This window comes from Brevibacterium siliguriense, from assembly GCF_900105315.1.
Taxonomy (GTDB): Bacteria; Actinomycetota; Actinomycetes; order Actinomycetales; family Brevibacteriaceae; genus Brevibacterium; species Brevibacterium siliguriense.
In genome coordinates, this window is the sequence record NZ_LT629766.1 from 3,627,654 (window position 1) to 3,640,383 (window position 12,730).

The 12,730-nt window shown below is 65.7% G+C and carries 12 protein-coding genes; 5 read left to right on the forward strand and 7 right to left on the reverse strand.

What is annotated here, in order from left to right; translation table 11 throughout:
- Positions 1–56: 56 nt before the first annotated feature.
- Complete coding sequence (locus BLU88_RS16340) at positions 57–2,639, forward strand: M3 family metallopeptidase (protein WP_092016283.1); 2,583 nt, start codon at positions 57–59, stop codon at positions 2,637–2,639.
- Positions 2,620–3,384: a queuosine precursor transporter gene (locus BLU88_RS16345; protein ID WP_167356907.1), complete on the forward strand. Its 765-nt coding sequence runs from the start codon at positions 2,620–2,622 to the stop codon at positions 3,382–3,384. The genes BLU88_RS16340 and BLU88_RS16345 overlap by 20 nt, the downstream gene beginning before the upstream one ends.
- Before the next feature lie 12 nt (positions 3,385–3,396).
- Here the strand turns inward: BLU88_RS16345 and tgt are convergent, their stop codons facing one another.
- Complete coding sequence (gene tgt / locus BLU88_RS16350; protein WP_197678151.1) at positions 3,397–4,653, reverse strand: tRNA guanosine(34) transglycosylase Tgt; 1,257 nt, start codon at positions 4,651–4,653, stop codon at positions 3,397–3,399.
- 21 nt (positions 4,654–4,674) lie between these two features.
- Here tgt and mmuM point away from each other — a divergent pair, with 21 nt between their 5' ends.
- Positions 4,675–5,610 (forward strand): homocysteine S-methyltransferase, encoded by a 936-nt coding sequence (mmuM, locus tag BLU88_RS16355; protein WP_092016286.1) that lies wholly within the window; start codon positions 4,675–4,677, stop codon positions 5,608–5,610.
- A 9-nt stretch (positions 5,611–5,619) separates the two neighbouring features.
- Here mmuM and BLU88_RS19060 read toward each other — a convergent pair whose 3' ends face one another.
- Complete coding sequence (locus BLU88_RS19060; RefSeq protein ID WP_331712446.1) at positions 5,620–5,817, reverse strand: hypothetical protein; 198 nt, start codon at positions 5,815–5,817, stop codon at positions 5,620–5,622.
- Between BLU88_RS19060 and BLU88_RS19065 the strand changes: the two genes are divergently transcribed.
- On the forward strand, positions 5,806–6,021 hold the full coding sequence (locus BLU88_RS19065; RefSeq protein WP_331712447.1) for a hypothetical protein: 216 nt from the start codon (positions 5,806–5,808) through the stop codon (positions 6,019–6,021). The two genes, BLU88_RS19060 and BLU88_RS19065, sit on opposite strands and share 12 nt — an antisense overlap.
- A 6-nt stretch (positions 6,022–6,027) precedes the next feature.
- Here BLU88_RS19065 and BLU88_RS19070 read toward each other — a convergent pair whose 3' ends face one another.
- From BLU88_RS19070 to BLU88_RS16370, 3 genes are all read right to left on the reverse strand, one after another.
- The gene (locus tag BLU88_RS19070; protein ID WP_331712448.1) at positions 6,028–6,162 is read right to left on the reverse strand and encodes a hypothetical protein; all 135 of its coding nucleotides are present in this window, start codon (positions 6,160–6,162) and stop codon (positions 6,028–6,030) included.
- Between the two features lie 119 nt (positions 6,163–6,281).
- On the reverse strand, positions 6,282–7,688 hold the full coding sequence (locus BLU88_RS16365; protein ID WP_092016291.1) for an FAD-binding oxidoreductase: 1,407 nt from the start codon (positions 7,686–7,688) through the stop codon (positions 6,282–6,284).
- Positions 7,689–7,690: 2 nt separating this feature from the next.
- Positions 7,691–8,752: an aminotransferase class I/II-fold pyridoxal phosphate-dependent enzyme gene (locus tag BLU88_RS16370; RefSeq protein WP_092016294.1), complete on the reverse strand. Its 1,062-nt coding sequence runs from the start codon at positions 8,750–8,752 to the stop codon at positions 7,691–7,693.
- A 214-nt stretch (positions 8,753–8,966) separates the two neighbouring features.
- Here BLU88_RS16370 and BLU88_RS16375 point away from each other — a divergent pair, with 214 nt between their 5' ends.
- On the forward strand, positions 8,967–10,442 hold the full coding sequence (locus BLU88_RS16375; RefSeq protein WP_092016297.1) for a malate:quinone oxidoreductase: 1,476 nt from the start codon (positions 8,967–8,969) through the stop codon (positions 10,440–10,442).
- A gap of 101 nt (positions 10,443–10,543) precedes the next feature.
- Here the strand turns inward: BLU88_RS16375 and BLU88_RS16380 are convergent, their stop codons facing one another.
- Both BLU88_RS16380 and BLU88_RS16385 read right to left on the reverse strand, forming a co-directional pair.
- Positions 10,544–11,368: a bifunctional allantoicase/(S)-ureidoglycine aminohydrolase gene (locus BLU88_RS16380; protein WP_092016302.1), complete on the reverse strand. Its 825-nt coding sequence runs from the start codon at positions 11,366–11,368 to the stop codon at positions 10,544–10,546.
- A gap of 34 nt (positions 11,369–11,402) precedes the next feature.
- Positions 11,403–12,710, reverse strand: a complete 1,308-nt coding sequence (locus BLU88_RS16385) for a DUF6986 family protein (RefSeq protein WP_092016305.1) — start codon at positions 12,708–12,710, stop codon at positions 11,403–11,405.
- Between the last annotated feature and the right edge of the window lie 20 nt (positions 12,711–12,730).

A 12,730-nucleotide genomic window follows, 5' to 3' on the forward strand; every position in this document is an offset into this window, starting at 1 on the left:
GACTCACGTTAGGATCGGAGCGAACCCTCAACCGCTAAGAAAGTGAATCGTCGAGAATGAGCGCAGATCCGAACGGAATCGATGTCTGGGAAGCGTTCCTCGACCCACAGACCGACTATTCGCTGCCCGACTTCTCCGCGATCACCCCGGAGACGCTGCTGACCGCGGTTCACAAGGCCACCGATTTCGCCCGCGCCGAGGTGGCTGCGGTCATCGCCGATGACGCCGAGTCCACGTTCTTCTCCACCACCGTGAGGTTCGAATCCGCGTCCGTGCCGATGACCCGCATCGCCTCCGTCGCCGCGGCCATCGAATCGAATCATCTGCGGCCCGAACTCACCGACGCGATCGGCGAGGTGTGGGAACACCTATCGGCCACCCAGACGGAGATCCTGCTCAACGTGGACCTCTTCCACCGCATCGAACAGGTCTCGGTCTCCGACCTCAACCCCGAGGACAAGCGTCAGCACGAACTGACCATCGATCTCTTCGTGCGTGCGGGAGCCCGCCTCGGCGAGGACGAGCGAGAGCAGATGGCGACGATCGCGGCCGAACTGACCACGCTGGAGAACTCCTTCTCCCGTGCTCTGCAGCTCGACACGCGCGAGTTGGCCGTCCACCTCAGCGAAGCCGATGCTCTGGCCGGAATGAACGACGATCAGATCGCGGCAGCGGCGAATCGTGCTGCCGAGCGCGGCGTCGACGGCTACCTGCTGCCGCTGAACAACTTCACCCAGCAGGGCGTGCTCGAGTCCCTGAGCACGGCACAGACTCGTCGACACGTGCTCAACAACTCGATGGCGCGCGGATCCCGCGGCGGCGACGGCGACACCCGCACTCAGGTCGCCGACACCACGGCGCTGCGTGCGCTGAAGGCACATCTGCTCGGATACCCCTCGTACTCGTCGTTCGCCATCGACAATCAGACCGCGGGCAACCCCGATGCCGCCGCCGATATCGTCTCCTCCCTCATCAATCCCGCGAACGCCCAACTCGATGCGGAGCTTGCCCAGGTCAGGCAGCGCTACGAGCTCGAGACCGTCGCGGCCGAAGACGTCAAGTACTACCTCGCGAAGTACCGCGCCGATGAATTCGGCATCGACCCCGACGAGGTGGCCAAGTACTTCGAGTTCGACACCGTCCTCACCGAGGGTGTCTTCCGGGCCGCCACCGGCCTGTACGGAATCACCTTCGCCCCCTACGAGGGCGTCACCGCTTGGCACGAAGACGTCCGCGCCTACGAGGTCACCGATGTCACCGAACGCCCCTTGGGACTCGTGTTCATCGACCCGTACTCCAGGGACACGAAGCGCGGCGGAGCCTGGATGGACCAGCTGGTTCCGGCCTCCCGGCTGACCGGGCTGCTGCCGGTCGTCACCCTTTCGCTCAACCTCGCCAAGCCCGGACCGGGTCGGCCCACGCTGCTCAATCCGACCGAGCTGACGACGTTCTTCCACGAATTCGGCCATGTCCTCCACGGCCTCTTCGCGAACTCCACCTATCCGTCGACTGCGGGCACTGCCGTGCCCCGCGACTATGTCGAGTTCCCGTCGCAGCTCAACGAGATGTGGCGCTTCCACCCGCAGGTCCTCCCCCACTTCGCAAAGCATGTCGAGACGGGTGAGCCGATGCCGGCCGAACTCGTCGATGCGCTCATCGCCAGTGAGAAGTTCGGGCAGGGCTTCGACACGATCGAATACCTCGCCGCGGCCATGCTCGACCTGTCCTGGCATTCGCTCGAAGCCGGGGAGCACATCACCGAGGTGCTGTCCTTCGAATCCGAGGTGCTCGCCGCGGCCGGGTTCTCCCCGCTCGTGCCTCCGCGCTACAGGTCGACGTACTTCGGACACATCTTCGCCTCCGGCTATGCGGCCGGCTACTACTCCTACCTCTACTCCGAGGTCATCGCCGCCTGGGTGAGCGAATGGTTCGAAGACCAGGGCGGACTCAACCGGGAAGCAGGAGATGCCTTCCGCGAGGCCATCCTCGCCCCCGGCTATTCGGTCGACCCGATGGCAGCGATCGAACGCTTCTTCGGCACCCGCCCGGATGTCGCCCCGCTGTTGCGTCGCCGTGGTCTCGCCGAACCAGTCACCGAGACGGACAACGAGGACGATGAGGCCAGTGCCGAGTCCGAATCCGGAGCCGCCTCGACGAGGTGGGATCACCCCAACCACAGGGCGGTCGCCGCCGATCTCACGGCCGCGGGCATCGATCCGCGCATCGAGATCTTCGACGGTTCGACGCCGACGGCAGCCGCCGCAGCCGAGGCCCTGGGCATCGAGGTCGGGGCCATCGCGAACAGCCTCATCTTCTCCTCCGGCGGCCAGCCTGTGCTCATCATGGCCTCGGGCGCGCACCGGGTCGACACGGCACATGTCGCCGATCTCATCGGCGTCGACTCCCTCGACCGAGCGTCGAAGGAACTCGTGCGCGAAGCCACCGGGCAGGTCATCGGCGGAGTCGCGCCCTGTGGCCACCCAGGGCCGATTCCGACCTATGTCGATGTGTCGCTGAAGGACTATCCTGTTCTCTGGGCCGGCGCGGGGACACCGAATTCGATGGTGCCCCTGACGTACGAGCAGCTGCTCACGGTCACCGGAGGAAAGGAAATCACCGTTGTCGCAGAAGAGTCCTGAGGCCGAGCCCGGACGCTCCGAATCCGAGTCTGGGCAGCCGGGTCGCACCACCGATCCGGCGCACACCTCCTCGGCTGCACGCCTCGCAGCTTTTGCTTCCTCCCGGGGCCGCTACTATGCGGTCTTCCTCGCCGTGTTCTGCGCGGTGCTCATCATCTCGAACATCTCAGCCACGAAGGTCATCGGCTTCGGACCGATCGTCACCGACGGCGGCGCCTTCCTCTTCCCCATCGCGTACATCCTCGGCGATGTGATCAGCGAAGTCTACGGTTTCAAGGCCGCGCGCAAGGCTGTGATCACCGGTTTCGCGCTGCAGATACTGGCCACCTTCGTCTTCTGGCTCGTGCTCATCTCGCCTCCGGGGCCCGGCTACGAGAACCAGGACGCCTTCGCCGCCGTGCTCGGCTTCTATCCGCGCATCGTCGCGGCCTCGCTCGTCGGATACGTCGTCGGCCAGCTGCTCAATTCCTGGGTGCTCGTGGCCGTGAAGAAGCGGATGGGCGAGTCGAAGCTGTGGGTGCGACTGCTCACCTCGACCGGTGTCGGCGAGTTCGTCGACACCTTGCTCTTCTGCGTCATCGCCTTCGCTGGTGTCATCCCGGGGCTCGACTTCCTCAACTACATCATCGTCGGCTTCGTCTACAAGGTCGCCGTCGAGATCATCTTCCTGCCCGTGACCTACCGGGTCATCAAGCTCGTCAAGCGCCACGAACCCAGCTACGAACCCGACGCGGACGCCATGTAGGGACGCCTGCGGCTACTTCTTCGCGTAGTAGCGGCCGAGGACCTCGGTTTCGAGCTCGTCGAAGCGGCCGTCGATCATCGCCTGGCGGATCTCGGCGACGAGCGAGACGACGAAGTGCTCGTTGTGGATGGTGCACAGGGTGGAGAAGAGCATCTCTTTCGCCTTGTACAGGTGCCTCAGGTACGCCCGTGAATAGTTCTGACACGTGTAGCACGTGCAGTCGGGATCGAGCGGGCCGAAATCGCGGCGGTACTTCGCGCCGGTGAGATTGTACCGGCCGTCGCGGGTGTAGATCGCGGCGTTGCGGGCCACGCGGGAGGGCGAGACGCAGTCGAAGGTGTCCGCGCCGGTCTTGATCGCTTCGAACAGGTCGTCGGGTTCGGAGATGCCCAGCAGGTGCCGCGGCTTGTTCTCCGGCAGCTCCTCGCACACCCAGCGGATGATGATGCCGAGGTTCTCCTTCTCCAGTGCACCGCCGATGCCGAAGCCGTCGAAGTCCATCGCGCCCAGGTCGCGGGCGGCCCTGCGTCGCAGGTCCTCGTACTGCGCACCCTGCAGCACCCCGAAGAGCGCCTGGTAGGGCCGGTGCGACCGCTCCTCGGTGAGGCGGAAGTGCTCTTCGATGCAGCGGATCGCCCACAGCCGGGTCCGCTCGAGCGATTCCTCCTGGTAGCCGCGGGTGTTCACCAGCGTGGTCAGCTCATCGAAGGCGAACATGATGTCGGCGCCGAGTTCGTGCTGCACCCGCATCGAGATCTCCGGCGTGAACCGGTGCATCGATCCGTCGAGGTGGGACTTGAACGTGACCCCGTCATCGTCGACGTTCGACAGCCGTTCCTTGCCGACGGCGACGAGTTCGTCGTTCTGCTCCCCCGTCGACTCCATCGAGATGACCTTCTTGAACCCCGAGCCGAGACTCATCACCTGGAATCCGCCGGAGTCGGTGAAGGTGGGTCCGGGCCAATTCATGAACTTCCCCAGCCCGCCGGCCTCGTCGATGAGGTCCGATCCCGGCTGCAGGTAGAGGTGGTAAGCGTTCGAGAGCACCGCCTGACCGCCGAGTTCCGCGACCTCGTCGGGGCGCACTGCCTTGACCGTGGCCTTCGTGCCGACGGGAATGAACGCGGGGGTCTGGATGTCGCCGTGCGGGGTGTGGATGACTCCGGTGCGACCGCCCGTGTCCATGCGGGTGCCCACCTCGAAGCCGAACTGCGATCGGTCGTTGATGGGCGCGGTCTCGGATGCTGCCGGAGTTTCGTCTGTAGTCACCAGACAAGCTTAACTAAGTCCATGACGTTCACCCAGATGCTCACCCACGCCGAGGCGGCCGCCCCCATCGTCATCGACGGTGGGCTGGGCAGTGCCGCCGAGGATCGCGGCATCGACCTCGACCATGCACTGTGGTCGGCCGAACTCATCGGCCGTGATCCGGACACTCTGCTCACGGTGCACACCGCCTTCGCGAACGCCGGAGCCCGGATACTCACGACCGCGAGCTACCAGGCGACGCCGCTCGGATTCACCGAGGCGGGAATCAGCGCCGAGGAGGGCAGCCGGATCATCGGCGACAGCGTGCGCATCGCGCGCGCTGCGGCAGATCGCAGTGCCGCACCAGGCGCAAGAATCCTCGTCGCCGGGTCCGTCGGCCCTTACGGCGCTGCCTTGGGCGACGGCGCCGAGTACACCGGCGACTACCGTCTGACGCCGGCTGAGTACACCGCCTTCCATCGTCCGCGCATCGAAGCCCTCGCCGAGGCCGGTGCGGACCTGCTCGCCATCGAAACCCAACCGCGCCTCGATGAGATCCGCGCACTCATCGCTCTGACCGAGGACATCGGCCTTCCCGCTTGGGTGACCGTGACTCTACAGGGCGCCCCGGACACGACCGCCCCGACCATGCCCGACGGCAGTACCCTGGCGGACCTCGCCCAGGCGGTGGCCGCCTCGGCGAGCGTGAATGCAGTCGGGGTCAACTGCGTTCGTCCGTCCCTCGTGACTCCAGCACTGAGAGAACTGTCCAAGCACATGGACTTGCCGCTCATCGCCTACCCGAACTCGGGCGAGACCTACGACGCGGACACTCTGACCTGGCACGACGGCGCGGAACCCGGTGTCGGGTCGTGGCCGGTGGCGGAGTGGACCCACCTAAGCGCGCGGATCCTCGGCGGCTGCTGCCGGATCCGTCCCGACGACATCGCGGTGCTCGCAGAACAGTTTCACCACTGACGCGATCTCTCAGTCCTGAGCGCCGACGAACTCCGGATAGAATTTCTCGGCGACGTTCGGGTGGGAGCGCAGCCGGGAGAGGAAAGCGTTCTCCCCATACACCGCGTGGAGGGCGTCGCGTTCGTCGTCGGTGAGCACCTGCAGACCGGTCGTGCCCGGCTGCGGGTAGAGCAGGGTGAGGGTGCCGCCGTCGCGGTGCTCGCCCACCCCCTGGGCCACGGACTCGGACTCGGACTCGGCTCCGGGATAGCGAACGATCTTGATGAAGGATTCGGCATCCTCGGCGAACGCGTCGGCGAAATGATCGCCGGGCCGGCCGAGACTGAGCGCCCACTGTTCGAGGAGGCGTGCGCCGACCTCGGTCAGCTGCGCATGCCAGGAGTCCGTGGCCTCCCACAGCTCGGGCAGTGATTCCGGCTACTGGTTGGGTCCGGTGAGAAAGAAGAAGCCGATCTCGTGAGTGATGCGACGCAGATCCTCGCGGAACTGTTCCGCGGTCGCGAGGTCATCGGCGAGGCTGAGGTCGAGAACGGGCAGCTGGGTGAGCGTCATGGGCAATCCTCTCTTTTCCCAGCACCTTAGACCGCGCACTGACAGAGCCGGCCGCGACCGGTCACAGTGGGTCGCGCGCCGTCACAATCCGAGACATCGGTCGGAATGCCGCCGACGCGTCAGCCGAGCATCTTGCCCGGGTTGAGGATCCCCAACGGATCCACCGCCGTCTTGATCGACGTCTGCAGCGCCCGCGCACCCGCATCGAGTTCGCGCACCAGCCAGTCCTTCTTCAGATACCCGACGCCGTGCTCACCCGTGATCGTCCCACCCAGGTCAAGACCCAGCTGCATGATCTCTGAGAACGTCTCCTTCGCCTCGGCCACACTCGTCGGATCCGACGCATCGAAGAGCACACTCGGATGCATATTCCCATCCCCGGCGTGCCCGGCCGTGGACACCTCCACCGAATGCCGGGCCGCGATCTCGTCCAACCTGGCGAAGAACTCGCCGAGGCAGGACCGAGGAACGCACACATCATCGATGAGCTCTCCCCCACCGATACCCGACACGTACTTCTCCATCGCCGGAGACACCGCCCGACGAGCCGCGACCAGCATCTCCGAATCCGCCGGATCATCGGAGAAGAACACCTCATCGGCACCCTGCGCCGTGGCGATCGCCTCGAACGATTTCAGCTCGTTCACACCGGCCTGCCCCGGAGCATCCGACTGCACCAACAACAGCGCACCGGCCCCGTCGGGCAGCCCGAAATCACCATAGGCATTGATCATGCCCACGGTACCTCCGTCCATGAGCTCGAGCATCGACGGGGCCGCCCCGGACGCCATGAACTCAGACACTGTATGCCCGGCCGACTCCAAGTCCGGGAAGATCCCGACACCGGTCACCGGCGGCGCCAGCAGAGGTGTGAGCCCGAGCGTGATCTCGACGATGACGCCCAGAGTGCCCTCGGATCCGACGAACAGTCCCGCCAGGTCGAGACCGGCCACACCCTTGGCTGTCTGCCGGCCGAGCGTCGTCACCGTCCCATCGGCGAGGACCACGGTCATCGCCCGCACATAGTCCTTCGTCACTCCGTACTTCACACAGCACATTCCGCCGGCGTTCGTCGCGACATTCCCGCCGATCGTCGAGATCGCCACCGACCCCGGATCCGGCGGATAAGACAGCTTGTGCGCAGCCAGTGCGTGTTTGAGGTCCTGGTTGATGACACCTGGCTGGACCCGGCACGTCTGATTTACCGCGTCGATGTCGACGATCGCACTCAGCTTCGCCACGTTGAGCAGGATCGCCCCGTCGGTGGCGTTGGCCGCCCCCGACAGTCCCGTCCTGGCACCTTGTGTGACGACGGGGATCCGATGCGCGGTCGCGAAGCGCATCACCGCGACCACATCCTCGACGGACGCGGCACGCACCAGTGCCAGCGCCTCTCCGACCGGACAGAACAGGGCCTTGTCCGACGAATAGGAGTCAATGACATCCCGATCGGTGACCAGGGCGCCCTCGCTAAGCTCGGCGGCGAGTTCGCCCAGGTCTGTGCTCACCGCTGTCTCCGCGCTCATCGTCACAGCGACGCCGCGACCTTGAGCACGCGGTCGAGGGCCTCATCGGGTCCGATGCTCACACGCACACCACCCTGCAGCCGGCGCACGGCCACGGCCTGTTTCGCGCACTCGCCCTCGAAGGCGACGGCGGCCTCGGGGTCGAGGGCGATCCACACATAGTTGCCCTGAGCATCGGGCACGGACAGACCCAGCTCCCGCAGATCGTGGGCGAACCGGTCGCGCACCGCGGCGATCTCCTTGGCGCGCACAGCCACCTCGTCGACCCTGGCCAGGGATTCCCGGGCAGCGGCCTGGGCACCGGCGGTGACGGAGAACGGGGCGATGACCTGTCGCATCGCCGAGGCGATCTCGGAATCGGCGATGCCGAAGCCCACGCGCAGGCCGGCCAGGCCGTGTGCCTTCGAGAAGGTGCGGGCGAGTACGAGATTCGGTTGCTTGCGGAACGCGGCGATGGAGTCGGCCGCCTCGGTGGCGAACTCCAGGTATGCCTCGTCGAGGACGACGATGACATTCTCGGGCACCTCGGCGAGGAATCCTTCGAGTTCGGCGTCGCTGATCGTCGGACCGGTCGGGTTGTTCGGCGAGCACAGCAGCACGAGTCGGGTCGTGTCATCGATCGCCGCAGCCAGTCCGCGGAAGTCGTGGCGACCGTCGTCGAGGAGGTCGACGGGTCGCTTCTCCGCGCCCCGCGCCGAGGCGAGGATCGGGTACATCTCGAACGACGGCCACGGATAGACCACGGACGTGCCCGCCTCGAGGGTGATGTTCGTCAGCGCTGTGAGGACCTCAGAGGCACCGGCGCCGGGAACCACCTCGGCGGGTTCGACATCGAGGTGGGAGGCGATATCGGCCACGAGCGCGGCCGCTGTGGGATCGGGGTAATTCCCCGGAATCGCCGAGGCGGATGCCACGGATTCGACAACCCCCGGCAGCGGCGGCAGGTGGTTCTCGTTCGAGGACAGCTTGTACGGGGTCAGGCCCGGTGATGCGACGGGAGGTTTGCCGGGAACGTACGGAGGGAAATCGGCGAGCGCGTCACGGAGCAGGAAACGTTTGGACATGTGCCCATAGTTGCACACCTTGTGGCGGGCGACACAGACTGTCTTGCCAAAGCGTCCGAATGGTCGGAATCGGACGTCTTGGACGGACACCCATCCGCTGTGAGAATGCTCTCCCGAGACGCTGCTGCGACCTCCCGGGTTACAGGTGGGCCGATGCCGGAGAGTAACCTGAGAGACGAATACAAGCAGTCAGAGACGAGGAATGAGAGTCCAAATGCCCTCACCGCAGGAAAAAGTCGACGTCGTCTTGATCGGCGGCGGCATTATGAGCGCCACTCTCGGCGCCATGCTGACCGAACTTCAACCCGAATGGGACATCCGTGTCTACGAGAAGCTCGACTATGTGGCCTCGGAGAGCTCGGATCCCTGGAACAATGCCGGCACCGGCCACGCCGCACTCTGCGAACTCAACTACACCCCCGAGGACTCCAGTGGTCAGATCGACCTGGAGAAGGCCTCGAACATCAACCAGCAGTTCCACCACTCCCGCCAGTACTGGTCGCACCTCGTCGACACCGGTGTCATCACCGATCCGAAGTCCTTCATCAACCCCATCGCCCACGTCAGCTACGGCCGCGGCGACAGGGGCCGTGACTACATCAAGAACCGCTACGAGACGATGGTGCGCAACCCGCTGTTCGCGGACATGGAGTACACCGACGACCCGGCGACCCAGGCCGAATGGCTGCCGCTGATGTTCGAAGGCCGCGGTCCGGGACAGGTCAACGGCATCTCGCGGATCCAGAAGGGCACCGACGTTGACTTCGGCTCTCTGTCGACTCAGCTGCTCAGCTACATCGCGGACAAGGGCGCGACCGTGCGCACCAGCCACCAGGTCACCGATCTCCAGCGCTCCTCCGACGGATGGACTCTCTCCGTCAAGGATCTGCTCTCGCACGAGACCCACCAGGTGGGCGCGAAGTTCGTCTTCGTCGGTGCCGGCGGCGGCGCCCTGCCGCTGCTCCAGAAGTCCGGCATCCCCGAGGGACGCGGTTTCGGCGGCTTCCCGGTCTCCGGAATCTTCCTGCGCACCTCCAATGAGGAACTCGTCGCACGCCACCAGGCGAAGGTCTACGGCCAGGCTGCACAGGGTGCTCCCCCGATGTCCGTGCCGCACCTCGACACCCGTGTCGTCGACGGCAAGGACTACCTGATGTTCGGCCCCTACGCCGGCTTCTCGCCGAAGTTCCTCAAGAAGGGCCGCTTCACGGACCTGCCGTTCTCCGTGCGCGGGAACAACCTCGCCACGATGCTCAACGTCGCCAAGGACAACACGGACCTCGTCACCTACCTCCTCGGTGAGCTGGCTGCGACGAAGAAGGCCCGCTTCGAGGCGATGCACCAGTTCATCCCGAACATCGACCCGTCCGACTGGGAGTTCATCCAGGCCGGACAGCGCGTGCAGGTGATGAAGAAGGATCCGAAGAAGGGCGGCGTGCTCCAGTTCGGCACTGAGCTCATCTCGTCGGCTGATGGCTCGATCGCTGCTCTCCTCGGCGCCTCCCCGGGTGCGTCGACGGCAGTGCCGATCATGATCGACCTGCTCAAGACCTGCTTCCCGCGTGAATACGCAGGCTGGGAGAAGAGCTTCAAGAACATGATCCCCTCGCTGGGTCGCGACCTCGTCGACGACGAGACGCTGCTCAAGGAGGTCTCCGAGTACACCTCGCGGACCCTGCAGCTCATCTGACACGCCTCATCTGAGACTGCCCAGACAAGAAGAAGCGGCCTGCCGGAATCAACTTCCGGCAGGCCGCTTCTTCGTATCAGCGTCAGTCGATCAGCGGGGCCTCAGAGCTCGACCTGGCGGTTGACGTCCTTGTACAGCAGGTAACGGAAACGTCCCGGACCTCCGGCATAGCAGGCCTGCGGGCAGAAGGCGCGCATGGAGATGAAGTCGCCCTCCTGCACCTCGACCCAGTCGCCGTTGAGGCGGTAGACGGCCTTGCCTTCGAGCACGTAGAGCCCGTGCTCCATCTCATGCGTCTCCGCGAACGGGATGACCGCTCCGGCTTCGAAGGTGACGATGTTGACGTGCATGTCGTAGGCGAGGTCGTCAGGGTCGAGCGGACGGGTTGTGCGCCAGCGTCCCTCGGTTCCGGGCATCGGCGAGGGTTCGACTTCGGCTTCGTTGCCGAACTTCGCTTCAGGCGTCAGCCCGGGCACCGGCTGGTAGCGTTTGCGCACCCAATGGAAACGGGCCGCCTCGGTGCCGGTGGACTTCGCCGACCATGTCGATCCGGCGGGAAGGAACGCGAACCCGCCGGGGGTCAGCGTGTGCGCCGTGCCGTCATGGGTGACCTCGAGCGTTCCCGCCATGACGAAGAGGAATCCCTCGACCTCGGGCTGCGGTTCTGGTTTCTCGGAGCCGCCGCCGGGCGCCACCTCGAGGATCGTCTGCGAGAACGTCACCGCTCCCCCGGCCACCGGCTTGCTCAGCACCCACGACCGGGCCCCGGTCCACTCGGGCAGGTTCGAAGTGACGATATCGCGCAGCACTCCGCGCGGGATGACCGTATAGGCCTCGGTGACAAGTGCGCGGTCGGTGAGCAGATCGGACTGCGGCGGATGTCCGCCGGTCGGTGCCCAGTAGGTGTACGGGTCGGTCGTCGTCATGGGTGGGGTCTCCTTCGGTCGGTGGTCAGTGGGCTCAGTCGAGCGAGCCGGTGCGGGCGAGCTGCCCGAGTTGGGTGAGGCTGAGGTTCGTCCGTGAGGTCACGAACTCCTCGGTGTGGGCTCCGCAGACGAGTCCACGGTCGAGGTAGCGGGCGAGCGCCTTCGCTGTGGCGGGTTCGTCGAGGACGGTCGAATCCGCCTTGAATACGTAGTCGTGCAGGCGCTGTGCCGCCCTTGCCCCGCCTTCGCGGTAGAAAGCGAAGGTCGCCAGGAACCGGGTCGGCAGCTGGTGCGGGTGCAGGTCCCACCCCTGATAGATCCCCCGCTTGAGGTGGCGGCGGACGAGGCCCGCGTGCAGCGCCCACGCGTGGTGGACCTCTGCGGGTTCGCCGAGCGGAAGGATGTTCGTCGACCCGTCGGAGAGGTGGACGCCGGTGCCGGCGACAGCAAGCATCATCTGATTCTTCGCGAAGTCTGCGACCGGATGATCCATCGCCTGGTAGGCCGCGGCCACGCCCATCGACGCCGAATAGTCATAGGTTCCGTAGTGCAGCGAGGTCACACGCCCGGCCCCGGCCTGCAGGGCCGTCGCCAGTGGGACGGTGCCGTCGGCGGCGAGCACGAACTGCGGGGTCTCGACCTGGATCTCGAAGGTGATCGTCCCCTCGCCGAGGCCGTGCTCGGCTTCCAGCGCCCGCGCAGCGAGCACCATCGCCCTCACCTGGTCGACGGTGCTGACCTTCGGCAGAGTGAGCACGAGGTTCTCCGGCAGCGCGCCGCCCGCCTTGATGAGTTCAGCGATGAACAGATCAAGGGTTCGCATTCCGCGTTCTCGGGTCGGCGCCTCCATGCATTTGAACCGGATGCCGACGAAGCCGGGGGCTCCCTTCTCGGCTCGGCCGGCCACCGCATCGCGAGCGGCCCGGACGACCCACCGGTCCTCGGTCTCATCGCCCTGGTCGCCGAATCCGTCTTCGAAGTCCAGACGCAGATCCTCGATCGGCTCACGCTCGAGCTTCGCGGTGACCGCCTCGGCGAGGAGTTCGGCCTCGCGGGCCACCTGGTGGATGCTGGTCACCTGGCCGGGGATCGCGGGACCGGATCCCTTCCGGGCGGCGCTGATGACGCGTTCGGCCAGCTGCAGCATTCCGCCATGGGCCTCGACGCACTCGAGCGCCTGCTGTCCCCATTGGTACGGCAGGTCGGCACTCGTGCGGTGACCGGGCACATACACGGTATGCACGGGTTGGCGGACGTCGCGATCACCGGGATAGGCGGTTGCCAGAAGTTCGTCCGTGTCCCCCAGCAGCGAGTCGATATCGGCCAGTACTGATCGTTCCACTTTCACATTCTCTTTCTCTG